At 74.9% G+C, this 20,394-nt stretch carries 15 protein-coding genes; 11 read left to right on the plus strand and 4 right to left on the minus strand.

Annotation, left to right across the window (positions count from 1 at the left end; genetic code table 11):
* Positions 1-147: 147 nt before the first annotated feature.
* A complete protein-coding gene (locus ACGFZP_RS34795; RefSeq protein ID WP_392940579.1) occupies positions 148-1,341 on the plus strand; it encodes an RtcB family protein in 1,194 nt (397 codons plus the stop codon).
* Positions 1,342-1,403: 62 nt separating this feature from the next.
* Here ACGFZP_RS34795 and ACGFZP_RS34800 read toward each other — a convergent pair whose 3' ends face one another.
* Complete coding sequence (locus ACGFZP_RS34800) at positions 1,404-2,885, minus strand: hypothetical protein (RefSeq protein ID WP_392940580.1); 1,482 nt, start codon at positions 2,883-2,885, stop codon at positions 1,404-1,406.
* Between the two features lie 68 nt (positions 2,886-2,953).
* Between ACGFZP_RS34800 and ACGFZP_RS34805 the strand changes: the two genes are divergently transcribed.
* The 4 genes from ACGFZP_RS34805 to ACGFZP_RS34820 all read left to right on the plus strand — a co-directional run bounded on the left by ACGFZP_RS34805 (position 2,954) and on the right by ACGFZP_RS34820 (position 9,789).
* Positions 2,954-7,558, plus strand: a complete 4,605-nt coding sequence (locus ACGFZP_RS34805; RefSeq protein ID WP_392940582.1) for a hypothetical protein — start codon at positions 2,954-2,956, stop codon at positions 7,556-7,558.
* 153 nt (positions 7,559-7,711) lie between these two features.
* Positions 7,712-8,008, plus strand: a complete 297-nt coding sequence (locus ACGFZP_RS34810; protein ID WP_392940584.1) for a WXG100 family type VII secretion target — start codon at positions 7,712-7,714, stop codon at positions 8,006-8,008.
* The gene (locus tag ACGFZP_RS34815) at positions 8,005-9,189 is read left to right on the plus strand and encodes a hypothetical protein (protein WP_392940586.1); all 1,185 of its coding nucleotides are present in this window, start codon (positions 8,005-8,007) and stop codon (positions 9,187-9,189) included. Before ACGFZP_RS34810 ends, ACGFZP_RS34815 begins: the two co-directional genes overlap by 4 nt.
* Positions 9,190-9,207: 18 nt before the next feature.
* Positions 9,208-9,789 carry a hypothetical protein gene (locus tag ACGFZP_RS34820; protein WP_392940588.1) on the plus strand — a complete coding sequence of 194 codons (582 nt, stop codon included), beginning with the start codon at positions 9,208-9,210 and terminating at the stop codon, positions 9,787-9,789.
* Positions 9,790-9,883: 94 nt separating this feature from the next.
* Here the strand turns inward: ACGFZP_RS34820 and ACGFZP_RS34825 are convergent, their stop codons facing one another.
* Positions 9,884-10,165, minus strand: coding sequence for an HPr family phosphocarrier protein (locus ACGFZP_RS34825; protein WP_392940634.1), 282 nt, complete (start codon positions 10,163-10,165; stop codon positions 9,884-9,886).
* A gap of 305 nt (positions 10,166-10,470) precedes the next feature.
* Here ACGFZP_RS34825 and ACGFZP_RS34830 point away from each other — a divergent pair, with 305 nt between their 5' ends.
* The 4 genes from ACGFZP_RS34830 to ACGFZP_RS34845 all read left to right on the plus strand — a co-directional run bounded on the left by ACGFZP_RS34830 (position 10,471) and on the right by ACGFZP_RS34845 (position 15,950).
* Positions 10,471-13,332, plus strand: coding sequence for a GNAT family N-acetyltransferase (locus tag ACGFZP_RS34830; RefSeq protein WP_392940636.1), 2,862 nt, complete (start codon positions 10,471-10,473; stop codon positions 13,330-13,332).
* Between the two features lie 94 nt (positions 13,333-13,426).
* Positions 13,427-14,020, plus strand: coding sequence for a DUF5998 family protein (locus ACGFZP_RS34835; protein WP_392940590.1), 594 nt, complete (start codon positions 13,427-13,429; stop codon positions 14,018-14,020).
* A 41-nt stretch (positions 14,021-14,061) separates the two neighbouring features.
* Entirely contained in the window at positions 14,062-15,249 is a 1,188-nt protein-coding gene (locus ACGFZP_RS34840; protein ID WP_392940592.1) for an alkaline phosphatase family protein, read from the plus strand.
* A 44-nt stretch (positions 15,250-15,293) separates the two neighbouring features.
* On the plus strand, positions 15,294-15,950 hold the full coding sequence (locus ACGFZP_RS34845) for a thymidine kinase (RefSeq protein ID WP_387951570.1): 657 nt from the start codon (positions 15,294-15,296) through the stop codon (positions 15,948-15,950).
* Positions 15,951-15,959: 9 nt separating this feature from the next.
* Here ACGFZP_RS34845 and ACGFZP_RS34850 read toward each other — a convergent pair whose 3' ends face one another.
* Positions 15,960-16,709 carry a VOC family protein gene (locus ACGFZP_RS34850; RefSeq protein WP_392940594.1) on the minus strand — a complete coding sequence of 250 codons (750 nt, stop codon included), beginning with the start codon at positions 16,707-16,709 and terminating at the stop codon, positions 15,960-15,962.
* 155 nt (positions 16,710-16,864) lie between these two features.
* Here ACGFZP_RS34850 and ACGFZP_RS34855 point away from each other — a divergent pair, with 155 nt between their 5' ends.
* Positions 16,865-17,725 carry a sulfurtransferase gene (locus ACGFZP_RS34855; protein WP_392940596.1) on the plus strand — a complete coding sequence of 287 codons (861 nt, stop codon included), beginning with the start codon at positions 16,865-16,867 and terminating at the stop codon, positions 17,723-17,725.
* 88 nt (positions 17,726-17,813) lie between these two features.
* On the opposite strand, the gene sepH is transcribed toward ACGFZP_RS34855, so the two are convergent.
* Complete coding sequence (gene sepH, locus ACGFZP_RS34860; RefSeq protein ID WP_392940598.1) at positions 17,814-18,902, minus strand: septation protein SepH; 1,089 nt, start codon at positions 18,900-18,902, stop codon at positions 17,814-17,816.
* 579 nt (positions 18,903-19,481) lie between these two features.
* Here sepH and ACGFZP_RS34865 point away from each other — a divergent pair.
* On the plus strand, positions 19,482-20,384 hold the full coding sequence (locus tag ACGFZP_RS34865; RefSeq protein WP_392940600.1) for a hypothetical protein: 903 nt from the start codon (positions 19,482-19,484) through the stop codon (positions 20,382-20,384).
* The last annotated feature ends 10 nt before the right edge of the window (positions 20,385-20,394 follow it).

Consider the following 20,394-nt stretch of genomic DNA (forward strand, 5'->3'; position numbering starts at 1 on the left):
ACAGCGCGCTCCCCGAGGCCGTCCTCCCGATGCCCCCTGGCCGCCTGAGCGCCGCCGGACCCAGGATCTTCCCCGAGCCGCACCGGGACTCCTCGCGCGGCAGCACACCTAGGCTTGAACCAGCCGACCTTTGGAGGTCGTTCAACCATGTCGTACACCGAGGTACCCGGCGTCCGGGTCCCGATCCGGATGTGGACCGATCCGGCCACCGTCGAGGGCCAGGCCATGCAGCAGCTGCGCAACATCAGCTCGCTGCCCTGGCTGCACGGCCTCGCCGTGATGCCCGACGTCCACCTGGGCAAGGGCGCGACGGTCGGATCCGTCATCGCGATGAAGGGCGCGGTCTGCCCGGCGGCCGTCGGGGTGGACATCGGCTGCGGAATGAGCGCGGTGAAGACCTCGCTCACCGCCAAGGACCTGCCGGACGACCTCTCCCGCCTGCGCTCCAAGATCGAGCAGGCCATCCCGGTCGGCCGCGGCCTGCACACCGACCCGGTCGACCCGGGCAAGCTCCACGGCTTCGCGACGGCCGGCTGGGACGACTTCTGGCAGCGCTTCGACGGGGTCGCCCACGAGGTCAAGTGGCGCCGCGAGCGGGCCATGCAGCAGATGGGGACGCTGGGCTCGGGCAACCATTTCACGGAAGTGTGCCTGGACGACGACGGGACCGTCTGGCTGATGCTGCATTCCGGGTCGCGCAACATCGGCAAGGAGCTGGCGGAGCACCACATGGGCGTCGCCCGGTCCCTTCCGCACAACCAGGGGCTGGTTGACCGCGATCTCGCGGTCTTCATCGCGGACACCCCGCAGATGGCCGCCTACCGCCAGGACCTGTTCTGGGCGCAGGAGTACGCCAAGAACAACCGGGCGGTCATGATGGCGCTGTTCCAGAACGTCGTCCGCCGTGAGTTCCCGAAGGCGAAGGTGGCCTTCGACGAGGTGATCAGCTGCCACCACAACTACGTGGCGGAGGAGCAGTACGACGGCGTCGACCTGCTCGTGACCCGCAAGGGCGCGATCAAGGCCGGCTCCGGCGACCTCGGCATCATCCCCGGGTCCATGGGCACCGGCTCCTACATCGTCCGCGGGCTGGGCAACGAGTCGGCGTTCAACTCGGCCTCGCACGGCGCGGGCCGCAAGATGAGCCGCACCGCGGCGAAGAAGCGGTTCACCACGCAGGACCTCCTTGAGCAGACCAAGGGCGTGGAGTGCCGTAAGGACAGCGGTGTCGTGGACGAGATCCCCGGCGCGTACAAGCCGATCGAGAAGGTCATGGCCCAGCAGAAGGACCTGGTCGAGGTGGTGGCCCACCTGAAGCAGGTCGTCTGCGTCAAGGGCTGACCGCCGACCCGAGGAGGGCCCCGACACCCGTCGGGGCCCTCCTCGGGCTGTTCTCCCAGGCCCTAGCCGAGGCCGGGGGTGATGGCCAGGACGAGCTGGGTGATCGGCGGCTGGCCGCTGACGATGGCCGTGACGCGGTAGAGGCCGGGCGCGGGGAGGGTGATCCGCGCTCCGACCAGGCCGTCCCGGGCGGACGGCCAGGGGGCGCGCACCGGGGTGTCGCCGTCGGTGTTGTGGATGGTGAGGCTGACGCCGGCGGTGGAGTCGGCGCCGGGGAGCCGGAGGTGCCAGGGGAGGCCGGCCTCGACCAGGTCGGGCACGTCCAGGCCGACGTGCTCGGCCCCCATGCTCGGGCCGAGCACCCGGTCGCGTTCGGTGATGACGGCGCGGACGTGGTGGCGTGCACTGCGGTCCGCCGCGAGCGCGCCGTGCTGGAGGGGGAGGTAGGTGATGGCGTCGCCGCCGCGGGAGGCGCTGTCCTGGTGGACGGTGCCGTCGCCGGCCTGGTCGGTGAGGACGGGAACGCCGTCGCCGTCACGGATCGGCGTGCGGTCGGAGTTGTGGGTGAATCCGGCGTACTGCTCGTGGACGATGCCGTCGCGCAGTTGCAGGCTCTGCGGGGTCGGCTGGGCGGTCCCCACCACGGCGCGGTGCCGGGGCAGGGGGACGGCCCTGCGGCGGCGGTGGGACTCCTCGGCGGCGGTGGCCAGGTGGAGGTCCCCGCCGAGGGCGGCGACGTCGGCGGGGCTGAGCCGGTGCGCCTCGGCGCCGGAGTCGACGCAGAGGAACCGGGGCAGCAGGTCGTGGACGCCGGGGAGGGTGGCGGCGAGCTCGCGCAGCGCACGCCGGGGCAGCGCCGCGGGGCCGCCGCGCCCGGAGTTGAGGATGGTGGCGGCCAGGACGGACCCCTCGAAGGGGGTGCCCAGGGTCACCACGGCGCGGGTGTCGGCGGCGAGCCCGGGAGCCGCGGCGAGCGCCTCCTGGGTGACGAGCCCGCCCATGGAGTGGGCGACGAAGACGAGTTGGGCGGGCCGGCCGTCCGGACGCAGCCGCCGGGCGTCCTCGTGGGCGGGGCGGGTGCGCCAGGCGTCGAGGTGGCGTCGGGCGGCCGCGGCCAGCCTGGCGCCGTTGACGGCGACCGGCAGACGCCAGTCGTAGCCGAACTCCAGTACGGCGGCGCGGTCGGCGACCACCTCGCGGATGGTGTCCACGAGGTCGGTGTAGGGCTCGACCCCCTTGAGGAAAGGGGCCCAGGTGGAGGCGGTGAGCAGGCCGGCGGGTTCGATCCGGCCGTACCGGCCCTCGCGTTCGGCCGGGGTGAGGTGCAGGACCCGCAGGCGGTCCGGGTCGCTCCAGAACCCGGCGAGCAGTTTCGGGCTCAGGCCCCAGACGGGTTCTCCGGTGTGGGCGTTGCGCAGGGCGCTGCCCATGATCCCGGGGACGATGACGACCGCGTCCTGGCTGACGGCCGGGGCGACGGGCGAGCGGCCGGTGAGGGCCCGGGTGGTGGTCGAGTGTGCGGGATCCGCCGCCGGGGTTCGCATGGATCGGCACAATAGCGTGAATGTTCTTGCCTTTGCCGGAAGTTGAACCTCCGATAGACCCTTCGGACGTGGCCTCGGCGGCCCCGGACGGCGGCGACGGGATCGAACGGCTGCTGGTGACGGTGATCGCGTCCGACTACGACGACGGTGACCAGGAGTTCACCGCCGGGATGGCGGAGCAGCGGGACACGGTCGAGCAGTGGTGGTGCGGCCCGGAGCTGGGCGAGCGCCGGTTCACGCCGGTGCACTCCGAGAAGCTCGACGGCCGCCGGGCGGTGGAGGACTTCGCGCACGAGGCGGGCCTGCGGGAGGCCGGCCGGTCGACGGCCCTGGTGCTGTACATCGCGAGCCACGGCAAGACCGCCCAGTCCGGCTACCACTACCTGTGCCTGCCGGCGTCGGACCAGCAGCGGCTGCCGGCCACGGCGTACCGCACGATGGACCTCGTCGCCTCGGCGCTGGACTCGCTGGCGGAGCACGTCCTGGTGATCGTCAACACCTGCGGCGCGCGCGGAATCGAGGCGGAGCTCGTCCGGCTGCGCAACGACATCGCCGCCGACCGGCGGCGCACCGCGAGCCTGGCGGTGGTGGCCACCACCGATGTCTACGACCGCGTCCAGGTACGGGAGTTCACCGAGGTGCTGGCGGAGGCCTACGAGCACCTGCGGGAGACCGACGGGATCACCACCCCGTACCTGTCGGTGAACGACTTCGTCGGCGCGCTGCAGGATGCGGCGAGCCGGCTGTCGCTGCGGATCCCGACCGAGCTCCTGAAGGAGCAGAACACCGGCGGGGCAACGCTCTGCCTGCCCAACCCCGGGTACCGGTCGGTGCCTGCACTGGTGGCGCCCGAGCTCAGCCAGGTGGCCTACACCCGGGCGGAGTTGGACGACTGGGTGGAGCGGGCCAGTGGCCGCACGGAGAGGCAGGACGGGGGTTGGTACTTCGCCGGCCGCAGTCGGCTGACCACGGTGGTCGCGGACTTCCTGGCGGGCCCGGCCGGGGTGCTGCTGGTGTCGGGTGCGACGGGGACCGGCAAGTCGGCGGTGATCGCGCGGGCCGTCACGCTGAGCGACGCGTCCTTCCGGGCCGAGGAGCGGTACGCCGCGGCGCTGGCGGAGGCGCCGGAACGCACCGTCCCCCCGGTCGGCTCGATCGACGTCGCGGTACTGGCCCGGAACCTGGATGTCGCGGAGATCTTCGAGCGGGTCCTGGTCGGTCTCGGATGCCCGCCGGCGGCGCAGGTGGGCGGTGCGGACCGGGTCCTCCAGCTCCGTGAGCAGCTGTTGGCGGAGCTGGCGGATGCCGGGCGGCTGGTCACGCTGGTGATCGACGGCCTGGACGAGGCGCGGGCGCCGTACCAGCTGGTCACCGGGCTGCTCGCCCCGCTGGCGCGGTTCACCGCCGCGGGCGGGGCCGCCGACGGCGGGCAGGCGGGCGTCGGGCTGCGGTTGGTCATCGGGGTGCGCAGCGTGGTCGGGCAGGCGGTGGAGGACGCGGGTCTGCTGCGGCTGCTGGAGCGGGTGCTGCCGGGGGCGGCGGTGCTGCGGACGGACGCCGCGGACGCCGCGGCGGACATCGAGTGCTACCTGCGGGCGCTGCTGCCCGAGGAGGGGGCGGTCGGCGAGCGGTACCAGGCGCAGCTGGCCGAGGTCGCGCGCCGGTGCGCGCCGTCCTTTCTGGACGCCCGCCTGGCCGGCCGCCAGCTGCGGGAGTCGCCCGACCCGGCGGGCCTGCTCCGGGACGAGCGGTGGTGGTCGTCCCTCGGCGAGGGGACGGTGGGGCTGCTCCGCCAGGATCTGGCGGAGGTGGCGACGGCCGACCTTCCTGCGCCCACGGTGCTGGCGCTGCTGGGCGCGGGGGCCTTCGCCCAGGGCGCGGGAGTGCCCCGGGCGGACGTCTGGCCGCTGCTGGCGGAGGCGCTGGCCGGGGACGGGCCGGTCGGGGGGCGGCCGGTGCCGGACCGGATGGTCGCGCTGTTGCTGGACAGCCGGCTGGCGGGCTATCTGCGCTACGACTCGGAGGACGGCAGGGCCGTCTACCGGCCGACGCACGAGCGGCTGGCCGAGGTGCTGCGCACCGAACCGCACCGGCTGCTGTGGTCGGCGGACGACCCGCGGCACGATCGCGGACTGCCGGACGGCACGCCTGCCGTTGACGCCTCGGACGGCACGCCTGCCGCCGCCCACGCCCCGGCACCGTCGCCCGGGCCCTGGTGGGAGCCGCGGACGGCCCACCGCCGGATCGCCGCGGCCCTGGCCGACCGGGGACGCGGCCGGATCCCCCACCCGTACATCGCCCGCCACCTGGCCCGCCATGCCGCGCTCGGCGGCGTGCTGGACGACCGCCACCTGCCGCCGGACGTGCTGCCCTGGCACACCGGCGGCGCCGTCCGGGGGCTGCTCGGCCTGCCGGTCGCCGACCGGGAGGGCCGGCGGTGGTTGGCCGCCTGGTCGCGGATCGAGCCCTTCCTCGGGGGAGCCGACCACCGGGCGCGGGTGGCCAGCCTGGTCCTGGCGCGGCACGCCTCCGCAGCAGGCCGCGCGTCCGCAGCAGGCAGGTCCCCCGCAGGCAGCGGGGGAGGTGGAGAGCCGCTGCTCGCGGGGTCGTGGCTGGCCCCGGTGTGGAGCCGCTGGAGCGTGCCGGGCAACGTGCTGGCCTCGGTCCCGCACACCCCGTCGGCGCTGGCCGCCTTCACCGCGGCGAACGGGGAGACCTGGCTGGCCACCGGGGACGCGGGCGGCGCCCTGCGGATCTGGGACCCGGCGACGGGGGAGCCGGTCGGTGAGGCGATGACCGGCCACGGGGGACGGGTGGCGGCCCTCGCGGCCGTGACCGTACGCGGCGGTCGGGTGCTGCTGGCGAGTGGCGGCGACGACGGCACGGTCCGGTTGTGGGATCCGGCCGCCGGTCAGCCGGTCGGCGGGCCGATGACCGGCCACGTCGGGCGGGTGCTGGCGATCACGGTGTTCACCGGCGTGGACGGCCGGACCTTGCTGGCCACCGGCGGCGAGGACTGCACCGTCCGGCTGTGGGATCCGGTGACCTGCCGTGCCGTCCGCTCCCCGCTGGTCGGGCACGAGGACTGGGTGCGCTCGGTGACGGCGTTCGCCCTGCGCCCCGACCTGGTGCTGCTGGCGAGCGGCGACGGCGCAGGCGTGCTGCGCCTGTGGAACCCGCAGTTCGGGGCGGACGCAGGCGCCCCGCTGACCGGGCTGAGCGGGGACCTCGGGGCGGTGGCCGCGTTCACCGGCCCGGACGGCCGGGTGCTGCTCGCCGGAGCGGGCGACCAGGGCGTGCTGCGCCTGTGGGATCCGGAGCGGAACGCGCTGGTCGGCGATCCGCTGGCGGGCCACGAAGGATGGGTCCGCTCGGTGGCGGTGGGGGCGCTGCCGGACGGGCGGGTGCTGCTGGCGAGCGGTGGCGACGACGGCACGGTCCGGCTGTGGGACCCGGCCGCCGGCCGACCGGTCGGCGAGCCGCTGACCGGGCATGCGGGCGGCGTCCTCGCCGTGACGGCGTTCACCGCCGCCGACGGCCGGCCGCTGCTGGCCAGCACGGGGGAGGACCGTACGGTCCGGGTGTGGGACGTGTCGGAGGTGTCCCGCCCGGACGGGTCGGCGGCCACCGCGCCGCCGGTACCGGGCGCCGCGGGGCGGCGCGGTGCCGGGCCGGGGCCCGAGCGGGCGGCCGGGGTGGCCGCGGTGGCGGTGTGCCCGGGCCCGGACGGCCGGATGCTGGTGGCGGCCGGCGGCGAGGACGGCCGGCTCCGGGTGTGGGATCCGCAGGACGACCGGTTGGTCGGCGAATCCCCCTGGGCGCACGCGGACGGGGTCCGCGCGGTGGCGGCGGCGGTGTCCGGGTCCGGCCAGGTGCTGGTGGCGGGAGGGGGCGACGACGGCACGGTCCGGCTGTGGGATCCGGTCGCCGGTCTGCCGGTCGGCGAGCCGCTGGCCGGGCACGCGGGCGGTGTCCTGGCGCTGACGGCGTTCACCGGCGCCGACGGCCGGCCGCTGTTCGCCGTCGGCGGGGTCGACGAGACCGTCCGGATCTGGGACCCGACGCGCCACGGGCCGCATCGGGTCGTCGAACTCCGCGGCCACCGCGACTGGGTGCGCTGTCTGGCGGCGTTCACCACCCCGGCGGGCCGGGTCATGGTGGCGAGTGGCGGCGACGACGGCACCGTCCAGCTCTGGGACCCGCTCCGCCACCCGCAGCCCGGAACGCAACTGACCGGCCACGACGGCCCGGTGACCTCGGTCGTGGCGTTCGCGGCCCCGGACGGCCGGAGGCTGCTGGCCGCCGGGGGAGCCGACGGCACGATCCGGCTCTGGGACGCGCTGACCGGCCGCCCGACCGGGCAGGTGCTGACCGGCCACGTGGACGAGGTGCACGGGCTGGCGGTCCTGGGCTCCGGCGGCGACGGCCCCGACGGCCCCGACGGCCTCGGAGCCCTCGGAGGGCCCGGCGGCCGGGTCCGGCTGGCCAGCGGCGGGGCGGACGGCACGGTCCGGCTGTGGGATCCGTTCGACGGTGTGGAGCTGCTGTCCGTGGTGACCGGTCGCCAGGTGCTGGCCCTGGCCGCCTGCGGCGGCGCCGCCCGTTCGGCCCCGGCGCTGGCCTTCGGCGGCCCGGCGGGGTTGGCCGTCGTCACGCTCGACCCGACCGGCTGACGGCGCGCCGGCCGGTCAGGCCAAGCCTGGTCGGTACCGGTGCCGGTCGAACGGCCGGGGGGCGCGTACGGCGGGCTCCAAGTCGCCTCCGGCACTGTCCGAATGGTGCGATACGGTTCTCAGAAACGGTCTCTGACAAGAGAGTTGTGGTCAATGTTCCCACTGCTCCACCTGGACTCCGGCGTTCTGGAAGAGCACCAGGACGAGTTGACGGCGATAGCCGGCCGACTGGCCGCCTTGCTGGCCGAACTCGACCAGGGGCTGGCCCGGTTGGCCGGTTTCTGGGAGGGGGAGGCCGCCTACCAGTTCCAGCAGCGCTTCGCCGCGTGGCAGGCCGGGTCGGCCGAGCTCGGGGCCGCGCTCGAACGGCTCCGGGCCGTGGTGGTGCAGGCACAGCAGCACTACCGCACCGCCCAGGAGGCCAACCACCGGATGTGGGGGGTGCGGTGACGGGAGCGGACGGTCGGTTGCGGGTGATCCTCGACCCGGAGGACCTCCACCATGTCGCGAAGAGCCTGGCCCGTGGCCAGGACCAGGTGGACGAGGCGGTGCGGCTGCTGGTCGCCCGGCTGGGCGGCACACCGGGGATGGCCGCCGGACCGGTCACGGCCGTGTTCGCCCAGTCGTACGACCAGGCCGCGGCGGCCGCTCAGCGGGCGGCCGTGACGGCCTGGGGCGCGGTGGGGCTGATGGCGGACTGCCTGGTCGCGACCGCGAACAACTACCTGCGCGCCGACCACGCCAGCGACGCCGTGACCGTCCACGCCTACCCGGACCTGCTGCCGTTCCTCGTCCCGCCCGAGGCCCTCCGGGAGCGTCCGCTGCCGCCCGCGGGCGGGCCGGGCCGGGCCGGCGCCGAGCTGCTGGCCCAGGCCGGGCTCGCCTGGGAGTCCGCGGCAACGTCGGTCGCCGAGGCGGGCGTCGACATGACCGTGGGCGTGCGGCTGCTCGGGGAGCGCAGCGCCTCCAGCGAGGTGCGCGCGGCCGAGCGCTACTGGTCGGCGATCTGGCGCGGGCGGGGGTACGACGGAGCGCTGCTGTCGGCGGTGACGGGAGCCATGGCGCGGCTCGGGCGGGCCTGCTTCGACCTCGCGACGGTGGTGGAGGATCCGGCCATGCTGCCGGTGGTCTCCCTCGCCCGCGGGACCGACCTGCTCGGCGTGGAGCCGGTGCTGCGCCGCGCGGGCGAGGCCGTCCCGGTGCTGCAGGTGGTCGGGGCGGCGATCGAACGGAGCGGCCCCGCCGCGCAGTCGGCCTCGGCGGGCCCGCGCGGCGGCGGGAGCGGTGCCGCGCCGCCACCGCCCGCACCCCCCGGGGCCGTGCTGGAGGTGGCCGCGCTGACCGGCGGGCGGGTGCTGCTGTCGGGCCGGGACCCCGAGGCGGTGGTGCAGCTGGACGGGCTGGGCAAGGCCGCCGTGCACGTGATCGGCCCGGACGGCTCGTTGATCATGGTGCTGGGTCGGGCAAAACCCGGCGAACTGCCCAAGGTCGCCCATAGGCTGGAGGTGCTACGCCGGGCGGCGCAGGTCCGCGGTGTTCCGGCACGCGTCTACTTCGAGCGGGGTACGGCCGAACGGGTCCTCGACCAGGCGCGGACCCTGCTCGGGAAGCAGCATGTGGTCGTCGTCTGAGCCGCAGGGGTGTTGGCGATGAACGAGGGGTTCCTGCTCTGGTACCGCGCACCGTGGTCGCGCCGGGAGGCGGCCGTGGTGCTCCGGCGGCTGGCCGCCCTCGGCCTGGCCGCCCGCAACCCGCTGACCGGCGCCATCACCGTGATCGCGGACGAGCCGGGCGCCTGGGGTGAGCAGCGAAGCGTCTCCGAGCCCGAGTTGCTGGACGGCCTGGACGGGCTGGAGGCCGGTTCGCCGGGGGTGGCCTTCCAGCTCTGGCTGGACGCGGCGAGCGACGTGTTCACCGCCGTGCGCGCCACGGGGAACGGCATCGTGGTCGAGTTCGGGCTGGAGGGGCTGGGCGAGCGGCAGGAGCAGGTGGTCAGGGCGCTGGTGCGGATCGTGGCGACGTTCCGGTCGGGCTGCCAGGGCTTCGTGCTGGACCGGGCCGGTCGCACCTGGGACGAGGACTGGGACGGCGTGGTCGAGGGGGCCTGCCCGAGGCTGGGCGACTGGCCGGACATCCTGGGGATCGGCCGGGAGCTCGCCGAGCACCTGCTCGGTCCGCCGGCACCCAGCCGCTTCCCGGACGGTGCGCTCACGGTGTTCAGCCGGGGCTGAAGAGCCCCGGGCGCGGGGGCCGGACACGCGAAAGGGGGCACCGCCGAAGCGGTGCCCCCTCTGCACGGCGGTGCTCAGGTCGTCACGACGGTGCTCAGGCGGCGGCCGGCAGCTCGTCGAGACCCTCCTGGACCAGCTTGGCGAGGCGGTCCAGGGCCGCGTCGGCGCCCTCGGCGTCGGAGGCGAGGACGACCTCCTCGCCGCCCTGGGCGCCGAGGCCGAGCAGGCCCAGCATCGAGGCGGCGTTGACCGGGGTGCCGCCCGGCTTGGAGATGGTGATCGGCACGCCGGTGGCCGTGACGGCCCGGACGAAGATGGAGGCGGGACGGGCGTGCAGGCCCTCGGCCCAACCGATGGTGACGCGGCGCTCGGCCATGAGACGTGCCTTTCCGGTGAAGCTGGTCACGGCCGTGCTCGGGGTGGCGGCCATGTTGTCTAGACCAGTGTTGCACGCAGGAGACCCCTTCGAGCCGCCGCGTTCAGGAGTTGTGATTGTTTCTTTCGGGGGCATAAGCCCCGGCCAGTGGCCTTGCCCACCCTGCCGTGGGCGCAGGTCCGGCGCCATTCGGCTCGCCGCCGGATAACCTGACGAATGTGGACGACTCCGCGGTACCGAAGCCGAACCAGGACCTGCCGAAGGACCCTGTGCAGGGCCTGCGGAAGGACTCGCGAACGGACCCGGTGAAGGAGTCGGCGAAGGACCCGCAGCAGACCGGGCCGGACTACCCGCAGCACTGGGAGGCCGACATCCTGCTGCGTGACGGCGGCACGGCCCGGATCCGGCCGATCACCCCCGGCGACGCCGGCCGGCTGGTCGAGTTCTACGAGCAGGTCTCGGACCAGTCCAAGTACTTCCGCTTCTTCGCCCCCTACCCGCGGCTCTCCGACCGGGACGTCCGCCGCTTCACCCACCACGACTTCGTGAACCGGGTCGGCCTCGCCGTGGTGATCCGGGACCGCTTCATCGCCACCGTCCGCTACGACCGGATCGACGCCGAGGGCCGCCCCTCCGAGGACGGGACGGACGCCGAGGTGGCGTTCCTGGTGCAGGACGCCCACCAGGGCCGCGGGGTCGCCTCGGCGCTGCTGGAGCACATCGCCGCGGTGGCGCAGGAGCGCGGCATCCGGCGCTTCCAGGCCGAGGTGCTGCCGGAGAACCGCAAGATGGTGAAGGTCTTCACCGACGCCGGCTACACCCAGCACCGCAGCTTCGCCGACGGCGTGGTGCACCTGGAGTTCGACCTGGAGCCGACCGCCGCCTCGCTCGCCGTGATGCGGGCGCGCGAGCACCGCGCCGAGGCCAGGTCCGTCCAGCGGCTGCTCACGCCGCGCTCGGTCGCGGTGCTCGGCGTCTCGCGCAACCCGCAGACCGTCGGCCGGGCGATCCTGCGCGACCTGCTGGGCGGCCTCCCCGAGAGCACCCTCCCCGAGAGCGGCGCCAGGCCCCCCGCGCCCGCGGCCGACCGCCAGGTGTACGCGGTGAACCGCAACGCCCCGCCCGGCACCGAGCTGGACGGTGTCCCGGTGCACCGCTCGATCCTGGAGATCCCCGGCCCGGTGGACCTCGCGGTGATCGCCGTCCCCGCCGCCGCCGTCCCCGCCGCCGTCGCCGAGTGCGGCGCGCACGGCGTCCAGGGCCTGGTCGTGGTTACCGCCGGCTACGCCGAGACGGGCCCCGAGGGCCGCGACCGCCAGCGCGCCCTGGTCCGCCAGGCCCGGGCGGCCGGGATGCGGGTGCTCGGCCCGAACGCCTTCGGCCTGATCAACACCGACCCCGACCAGCCGCTGAACGCCTCGCTCGCCCCCGTCCTGCCCGACCGCGGCGGCTTCGGCATCTTCTGCCAGTCCGGCGCGATCGGCGTCGCCCTGCTGGAGGCCGCCCACCGGCGCGGCCTCGGCGTCTCCTCCTTCGCCTCGGTCGGCAACCGGTCCGACGTCTCCGGCAACGACTTCCTCCAGTACTGGGCGGAGGACCCGGCCACCGACGTGGTGCTGCTCTACCTGGAGTCCTTCGGCAACCCGCGCAAGTTCACCCGGATCGCCCGCCGGCTGGCCACCGCCAAGCCGATCGTCGTGGTCAAGGGCGCCCGCCACACCGGCAGCCTGCCGCCCGGCCACGCCGTCCCGGCCACCGCCACCGGCCTGCGCGACGCCACGGTGGACGCCCTGTTCGAGCAGGCCGGCGTGACCAGGGTGGAGACCATCACCGAGCTGTACGACACCGGCGAGCTGCTCGCCCTGCAGCCGCTGCCGCCCGGCGACCGGGTCGCCGTCGTCGGCAACTCCGACTCGCTCGGCCTGCTCACCCACGACGCGTGCCTGAGCGCCGGCCTGCGCCCGCGCACCCCCGTCGACCTGACCACCGCCGCGACCGGCGAGAACTTCCGGATCGCGCTGGACGTGGCGCTCTGCGACCCGGCCGTGGACGCGGTGATCGCCGTCGCCATCCCGCCGATCGGCACCTCCGCGCACGCCTTCATGGGCGGCCGGCTGACCGGCCCGGACGACCCGGAGATGGGCTCGGACGATCCGGAGATCGCCGCCGCCCTCCTCGAAGCCGGAGAACGGGCGAAGGAGTTGGGCAAGCCCCTGGTGCTCGCCCACCTGGCGCTGACCGACCTGCCGGCCCGGCTGCGTCCGGGCGGCATCCCCGCATACCCGGCGCCCGAGCGGGCCGTACGCGCCCTCGCGCACGCCGTCCACTACGCCGACTGGCGCCGCCGGATGGCCGAGGCCGAGGAGACCGCCAGGGTCCCCGAGCTGGACCGGATCGACGAGGGCGGTGCGCGCGCCCTGGTCGAGGCGGCGCTCGGCACCCGCACCGCGATCGCGGCCCGCACCCAGCCCGGCGGGGCGCGGATCACCCTCCCGGATGCGGACACCGCCGCGCTGCTCGCCCACTACGGCGTCGACGTCCACCCGACGCTGCCCGCACCCGACGAGGAGGGCGCCGTCCGGGCGGCCGCCGTCCTCGGCTACCCGGTCGCCCTCAAGGCCACCGCCCGGCACCTGCGCCACCGCCCCGACCTCGGCAGCGTCCGGCTGGACCTGACCGGCGAGCCGGGCCTGCGCCGGGCCCACCGCGAGCTGGACGCGCTGCTCGGCGGCGCCGCCGAGGCGGAGCTGGTGGTGCAGCGCCTCGCCCCGCGCGGGGTGGACACCGTGATCGGCGCGACCGTCGACCCGGCGGTCGGCGCGATCCTCTCCTTCGGCCTGGCCGGAGCCCCCGCCGAGCTGCTCGGCGACGTCGCCCACCGGCTGGTCCCCGCCACCGACCAGGACGTGGCCGGACTGATCCGCGAGGTGCGGGCGGCCCCGCTGCTGTTCGGCTGGCGCGGTGCCGAGGCGGTGGACACCGACGCCCTGGAGGAGCTGCTGCTCCGGGTCTCCCGGCTGGTGGACGACCTCCCCGAGGTCGCCTCGGTGGACCTCGAACCCGTGGTCGTGGCCCCGCACGGGCTGGCGATCCTGGGGGCGCGGGTACGGATCGCGCCCCTGCCGGTCCGCAGTGATCTGGGCCCGCGCGCCATGAGCACCCTGTAACCTTCCTAGGTTGCGCCCTGCCCGGGGGCGCTCTTGTCCGGAAGCTCGGCGCCGTGCCGCCCGCTTCGTCGGCGGACCATGCCAGGATGGAGTTATGGCCAAGACCGGTACCACCACCACTCAGGACCTGCGCTCGGCGATCGAGCGCAGCGGCTACTACCCGGCCCTGGTGTCCGAGGCGGTCGAGTCCGCGGTGGGCCCCGAGGCGATCAGCTCCTACCTGGTGCACCAGGAGACCACCTTCGACGCCAACGAGGTCCGCCGGCACGTGACCGTGCTGGTGCTGACCGCGACCCGCTTCGTGGTGAGCCACACCGACGAGCAGTCCGGCGGCGAGGCCGGCCCGGCCGTCCCGTACGCGACCACCTCCACCGAGAGCGTGCGCCTGGACCGGATCGGCTCGGTCGTGCTGAGCCGGATGGTCGCCAACCCCGAGACGTACACCCCGGGCACCCTGCCCCGTGAGGTGGTGCTGACCATCGGCTGGGGCGCGGTGCAGCGCCTGGACCTGGAGCCGGCCGGCTGCTCCGACCCGAACTGCGAGGCGGACCACGGCTACACCGGCTCCGCCACCGCTGACGACCTGTCACTTCGGGTCAGCGAGGCGGGGGACGGCCCGGAGACGGTCGCCCAGGCGCTGCTGTTCGCCAGAGCGCTGTCCGACGCCACGATCACCAGCCGGGTCTGAGCAGAGCCGTTACCGAAAGCCAGGAAGCCAGACCCGCCACGATGCCCTTCGCACCCGCCGACGGCTACGACGCCTTCGAGATCCTCGACCCCGCCACCGCCCCCGCGCCCCCCTACGGCGGCGGTTCGCTCTGTGACCTGCTGCCCTCGGTCGCGGCCGGGCTCGGGGTGCCCGGGTTCTCCGCCGCACTGCCGCTGGCGCCGGCCGACCGGGCGGTGGTCTTCCTGGTCGACGGCCTCGGCTGGGAGCTGCTGCTGCGCCACCCCGAGTACGCGCCGTTCCTCTCCTCGCTGACCGCCGGCTCGCTCGGCGGCACCGGCCGCCCGCTGACCGCCGGCTTCCCCTCCACCACCGCGACCTCGCTCGCCTCGGTCGGCACCGGCACCCCGCCGGGCCTGCACGGCCTGGCCGGGTACACGGTGGCGGTGCCGGGCGCCGGCTACCTGATGAACCAGCTGCGCTGGCAGCCGCACACCGATCCGGCGCTCTGGCAGCCGTACCCGACGGTGTTCGAGCAGACCCACGCGGCCGGGGTGGCGACCGCCCAGGTCTCCTCCCCGCTGTTCGCGCAGACCCCGCTGACCAGGGTGGCGCTCTCCGGCGGCTCCTTCCTCGGCCGCACCACCGGCGAGGAGCGGATGGACCAGGCCGCCCGCTGGATGGCCGAGCACGACCGGGCGCTCGTCTACACCTACGTCAGCGAGCTCGACGGCGCTGGGCACCGCTTCGGCGTGGACTCCGACGAGTGGCGGATGACGCTGGACGCGGTGGACCGCCTCGCCCGCAGGCTCGCCGAGCAGCTGCCGCCCCGCTCGGCGATGTACGTGACCGCCGACCACGGCATGATCGACATCGCGCCCGAGGACCGGATCGACTTCGACGAGGACTGGGAGCTCGGCGCGGGGGTCGCCCTGCTCGGCGGTGAGGGCCGGGCCCGGCACGTCTACGCGGTGCCGGGGGCGGCCGCCGACGTCCACACGGTCTGGAGCGAGGTGCTCGGCGACCGGATGTGGGTGGCCACCCGGGACGAGGCGATCGCGGCCGGCTGGTTCGGCCCGGTGGTGGACGACCGCGTCTACCACCGGATCGGCGACGTGGTCGCGGCGGCCCGCGACGACATCGCGGTGATCGCCTCCCGCAACGAGCCCGGTGAGTCCGCGATGATCGGCCTGCACGGTTCGATGACCCCGGTGGAGCAGTTCGTGCCGCTGCTCGAAGTGCGCTCCTGACCCGCGCCCGAACCCCCCTGATCTGAAAGGCCGCTGCACCACCCATGGCTGAACTGGTGTTCTTCTCGGGCACGATGGACTGCGGGAAGTCGACGCTCGCGCTCCAGATGGACCACAACCACGCCGCCCGCGGCCGGCAGGGGGTCATCCTCACCCGCAACGACCGGGCGGGCGCGGCCACCATCTCCAGCCGGCTAGGCCTGCAGGCCGAGGCGGTCGAGGTGGCGGACGACTTCGACTTCCACGCCCATGTCGTGCACCGGCTCTCGGCCGGGGGCCGGGTGGACTACCTGATCTGCGACGAGGCCCAGTTCTTCGCCGCCGAGCAGGTCGACCAGCTGGCCCGGGTGGTCGACGAACTCGGCATCGACGTCTTCACCTTCGGCATCACCACCGACTTCCGCACCCGGCTCTTCCCCGGCTCCCAGCGGCTGATCGAACTCGCCGACCGGGTCGAGGTGCTCCAGGTCGAGGCCCTCTGCTGGTGCGGCGCCCGCGCCACCCACAACGCCCGCACGGTCGGCGGGGTGATGGTGGTCGAGGGCGCCCAGGTCGTGATCGGCGACATCACGGTGAGCGAGGACGAGGTCGGCTACGAGGTGCTCTGCCGCCGCCACCACCGCCGCCGGCTGACCGCCGCCACCGCCCGCGCCTCGGTGCTCTCCCCGGACGTCCTGCCCTTCGAGGAGCAGCAGGCCTAGCCGGGGCGGCTACCGCGGTTCGACCACCGAGAACCGGCCGCCCCGCGGGTCGGCCAGCCGGGCGACCCGTCCGCGCCCGGTCTCGTGCGGCTCCACCAGCACGGATCCGCCCAGCTCGACGGCTCGACGGGCCGTCAGGTCGGTGTCCCGCACGGCGAAGTGGACCCGCCAGCGCGGCGGGTGCCCGCGCAGTTCGCGGCCGTGCCGGATCCCGGCCACCGGCCGGCCGTCCACCAGCAGCGCGGTGTCCTCCCCGGACGGCGCCACCGGTCGGCCGAGCACGGTGGAGTAGAAGGCGGCCGCACCCTCCTCGTCCGCGCTGACCAGTTCGACCCAGGCCGGACCGCCGGGCTCGGGGCCCGCCTCCCGGCCCAGGTGCTCCTCGCCCTGCCAGAGCCCGAACACCGCGCCTGACAGGTCGGCGGCGATCGCCAGCCGCCCGGCCCGCTCCGACTGCAGCGGCCCGACCGCGACGGTGCCGCCGCACTCCCGCACCCGCTGGGCCACCTCGTCGGCGCTGTCCGCCGCGAAGTACGTGGTCCACTGCACCGGGAAGCCCACCACCGAGGCGACCCCGAGGCCGGCGACCGGCGCGCCGTCCAGCTCCGCCCGGACGTAGTCGCCGAGCCCGGTCGGCCCCGGGGTGTACGTCCAGCCGAGCAATCCGCCGTAGAACGCGCGGGCACCGGCCAGGTCGTCGGTCATCAGACTGACCCAGCACGGTGTGCCCTGGGCCAGACGGAGCTTCACCGCGGGCATGCGGGCCTCCTCACGGGCGGTCGGCGCACGGAACTGCGCACGTGAGGGTGATGCTTCCACCCTGGGGCGCGTCGAACCCTCGGGCCGCGCGGGAAAGTCCGGCAAAGACCGCACAAAGAGCTCCGAGGCCGCTGCGCTGCGCGAGAATGACCGCTATGACCACCAACAACGACGGCTCCCCGCTGATTTCGGCGACCGAGCTCGACCAGGCGCTCGGCTCCGCCCGTCCGCCGGTCCTGCTCGACGTGCGCTGGCAGCTCGGCGGCCCGCCCGGCATCGAGGACTACACGGCCGGACACCTGCCCGGTGCCCACTTCGTCGCCCTGGACGGCGAGCTCGCGGCCCCGGCCGGCCCGCCCGGGCGCGGCGGGCGCCACCCGCTGCCCGACACCGAGGAGTTCGGCGCCGCGCTGCGCCGCTTCGGCGTCTCGGCCGACCGGCCGGTAGTGGTGTACGACGGCGCGACCTCGCTGGCGGCCGGCCGGGCCTGGTGGCTGCTGCGCTGGGCCGGGCATCCTGATGTGCGGGTGCTGGACGGCGGGTTCGCGGCCTGGCAGGAGGCCGGGCTGCCGGTGAGCACCGAGGTGCCGCCGGTCGAGGCGGGCGACTTCAAGCCGGTGCCGGGGCAGTTGCCGACGGTGGACGGGGACGGCGCCGCCGCGCTGGCCCGGACCGGGCTGCTGCTGGACGCCCGTGCGGGGGAGCGGTACCGGGGTGAGACCGAGCCGATCGACCCGCGCGCCGGCCACATTCCGGGGGCGCTCTCCGCGCCGACCACCGAGAACGTCGGCCCGGACGGGCGGTTCCGGTCGGCCGCCGAGCTGGCGGAGCGGTTCCGGGCGCTGGGCGCGGGGGAGCGCGAGCTCGCGGTCTACTGCGGTTCGGGCGTGACGGCCGCGCACCAGATCCTCGCCCTGGCGGTGGCGGGCCTGCCGGCCACCCTGTACCCGGGTTCGTGGAGCGAGTGGTCGAGCGACGAGAGCCGCCCGGTGGCGGTCACCGACCAGCCGGGCTGACCCCGGCGGCGCCGGGGCGGCGCATGGCAGAAGAGCGGGAGGTCGGGCCTGGGCCGACCTCCCGCTCCTGTGCTGCCTGCTACTCCTGCTATTCCTGCTTCTTGCGCCGGCTGCCGAAGACGATCTCGTCCCAGCTCGGCACGGTGGCCCGGCGGCCGGGCCGGACGCCGTCCGCCTCGGCCTGACGGTCCGTCGTCCCGACCAGGCGCTCCCGGTGCGGGGCGACCGCGCGCGGCATCAGGATGTCCGCGTAGGCCGAACCCGCGCCGACCGCCGGTGCGGCGGCCGCCGCCGCTGCTGCAGCCGGCTCCTCCACCTCCTCGGCGACCTCGGCGGGCACCGGTTCGATCGGGGCCGGCCCGACCGCGAGGTCACCGCGGAAGGCGGGGACGACGTCGAGCAGGCTGGTCAGCGAGTCCCGGTTCTCGGCGGTGGCCTCGCGGGACTCGCGTACCTCACGGGCCGACATGATGCGGTCGGCGGAGGGCCGGTCGATCATCGGGCGCAGCGGCCGGTCCTGGGGGAGCCGGGCGATCCGCGGGATGAACGGGAAGATCGACTCCTCCTCCCGCTCGACGTTCTCGCCGATCAGCGCGCGGGCCTCGTCGTCGTTCGGCTGGACCAGGCGCCGGGGCGGGTCGTACGTCCAGGACGCACTGCGGCCCTCGTCGTCGGCCCGGTAGGAGAGGATGACCTCCCACGTGCCGTCGTCGCGCCGCCAGGAGTCCCAGCGCTCGGTGTCCTTCTCGGCGCCGCGCAGCGCGAGCCGCTCGGCGACGGCCTCGCCCAGCTGCGGTCCGGTGGACTCGCCATGACGGCGGATCGCGGTCTTGCGGGCCCGCTCGGCCATGAAGGCGCGCTCGGCGAGCACCGGTCCTTCGAAGCGGCGGACCCGGTCGACGGAGATGCCGGCGGCCTGCGCGACCTCCTCGGCGGAGGCACCGGCTCGTATCCGGGCCTGGATGTCACGGGGGCGGAGGTGGCTCTCCACCTCGATCTCGATCTGGCCGAGGCGCGGACGGTCACCACGGATGGCGGCGCGCAGCCGCTCGTCGATGGGGAGGGTGTACTCCGTGCTGTCGGCGGCCTTGAGCACCAGCCGTGTGCCGTCGTTGCTGACGGCCACAACCCGCAGTTCGGGCACGGTTACCTCCCGGGTGGTGCCTGCCGACGTCACCTGCGTCGCTGCTCCCGTACTGAGTGTGGCCTGCCCACTCGCGACTGGCCACAACCTTGCTGAGTTCCCCGGCGCGTCGGGCTTACACCCGCGAACGCCGCTGTGGCACGGTTGCCTTTTTGCCACGTCATCCGTCGACGTCGCGCCTGGGTGTCCCGGCCGTTCTCGCACGCGCAGTGACGCGACGATCCGGGACGGGCGTCGCCGTGCGTGCCTGTGCAGTGGCTCTTTGTCAATCTGCCGGTTGATAGGCAGTCGACAAGTCGACCCAAGGCTCAGGCTTTACGAACAGTACTCCATTCGTGGCATCCGGAGGGGCGGCTCGCCGCTCAAGTCTCCCGCGATTCACGGGAATCTCAAGAGCGTGCACACCCCACAGCCGACGACTGGCCGCTGCACGGTGATCATCTTCACATATATCGAGCGGGCAGAACCGCATTTTCGACCCTTGTGTCCTTCTTTGGGCAAGATGGAGTGACTTGTTCGAAGAGCAGTCGTACTTACCGAGGGATGTCGATGCCGAAGGAGAAGCCCGCCGAGGAGGGGGGCGCGGAAGGTCGCAGGCGAATTGATCTGAGTGTGGCTCAGGTCGCGGCGAGTGCGCTGGCCGCCGTGGTGGGGGCGGTACTCGCCTCCGAACTAGGCGTCTACGGAACGATTCTGGGCGCGGCGGTGGTGAGCGTCGGCGCGACCACCGGTGGCGCGGTGTTCCAGCACCTCTTCCGGCGCACCGGCGAGCAGCTGCGCGAGGCGGCGGACCGCGCACCGGTCCAGACCGTGAACGGCCTGCGCCAGGTGCCCGCCGAGCACGCCGACCACACCGGCCGGACCGACCAGGCCGATCGCCACGCCGATCGGACCGGCCCGGTCGGCGGCGGGCCCGCGCCGGCGCCCGGCTCGGAGTGGAGCGAGCCGCAGGTGGTCCGGGCGCGCCGGCGGTGGACCTGGAAGACGTACGCGGCGATGTCCTCGCTGGTGTTCGTGCTGGCGATGGCGCCGATCCTCGCCTTCGAACTCGCCACCGGCCAGCCGGTGTCGGCCACGGTCCAGGGCGGGTCGGGCAGCGGCACCTCGCTGGGCGGCACCGTCGCCCCGAAGCCGGCGGACAAGCCGGCCGCCGACCCCTCGGCCGGCCCCTCCGGCATTCCGTCCGGTGCGTCCTCCGGTACGCCGTCCCCGGGCGCGGGCGGCTCCGGGGCCTCGCCGTCGTCCGGAGCGGGCGGCGCCTCGGCCCCGGCCTCGGAGCGGCCGGAGCCGGGCGGCAGTCCGAGCGCGAGTCCGAGCCCGAGTGCGAGTCCGAGCCGCAGCGCGGAGAGCAGCGGAAAGCCCTCCCCCTCGGCGGGTTCGAGCTCGACGCCGTCCACCGGATCGTCCCCCTCGGGCGGCGCCGCCTCGCGGCCGACCGGCCAGCCGACCCCGCAGCCGCCTGCCCCGAGCGCCGCCGGCGCCGCGAACACGGGGGCCCCGACCGCGCAGCCGTAGGGCTCGGGCC

It is taken from the genome of Kitasatospora sp. NPDC048239 (genome assembly GCF_043202015.1).
In the GTDB taxonomy this organism is placed as follows: Bacteria; Actinomycetota; Actinomycetes; order Streptomycetales; family Streptomycetaceae; genus Kitasatospora.

What these genes read in the sequence shown, in the direction of transcription:
- ACGFZP_RS34795 (WP_392940579.1), top strand. Translation starts at nt 148, where the DNA reads ATGTCGTACACCGAGGTACCCGGCGTCCGGGTCCCGATCCGGATGTGG.
- ACGFZP_RS34800 (WP_392940580.1), bottom strand. Translation starts at nt 2,885, where the DNA reads ATGCGAACCCCGGCGGCGGATCCCGCACACTCGACCACCACCCGGGCC.
- ACGFZP_RS34810 (WP_392940584.1), top strand. Translation starts at nt 7,712, where the DNA reads ATGTTCCCACTGCTCCACCTGGACTCCGGCGTTCTGGAAGAGCACCAG.
- ACGFZP_RS34820 (WP_392940588.1), top strand. Translation starts at nt 9,208, where the DNA reads ATGAACGAGGGGTTCCTGCTCTGGTACCGCGCACCGTGGTCGCGCCGG.
- ACGFZP_RS34825 (WP_392940634.1), bottom strand. Translation starts at nt 10,165, where the DNA reads ATGGCCGAGCGCCGCGTCACCATCGGTTGGGCCGAGGGCCTGCACGCC.
- ACGFZP_RS34835 (WP_392940590.1), top strand. Translation starts at nt 13,427, where the DNA reads ATGGCCAAGACCGGTACCACCACCACTCAGGACCTGCGCTCGGCGATC.
- ACGFZP_RS34840 (WP_392940592.1), top strand. Translation starts at nt 14,062, where the DNA reads ATGCCCTTCGCACCCGCCGACGGCTACGACGCCTTCGAGATCCTCGAC.
- ACGFZP_RS34845 (WP_387951570.1), top strand. Translation starts at nt 15,294, where the DNA reads ATGGCTGAACTGGTGTTCTTCTCGGGCACGATGGACTGCGGGAAGTCG.
- ACGFZP_RS34850 (WP_392940594.1), bottom strand. Translation starts at nt 16,709, where the DNA reads ATGCCCGCGGTGAAGCTCCGTCTGGCCCAGGGCACACCGTGCTGGGTC.
- ACGFZP_RS34855 (WP_392940596.1), top strand. Translation starts at nt 16,865, where the DNA reads ATGACCACCAACAACGACGGCTCCCCGCTGATTTCGGCGACCGAGCTC.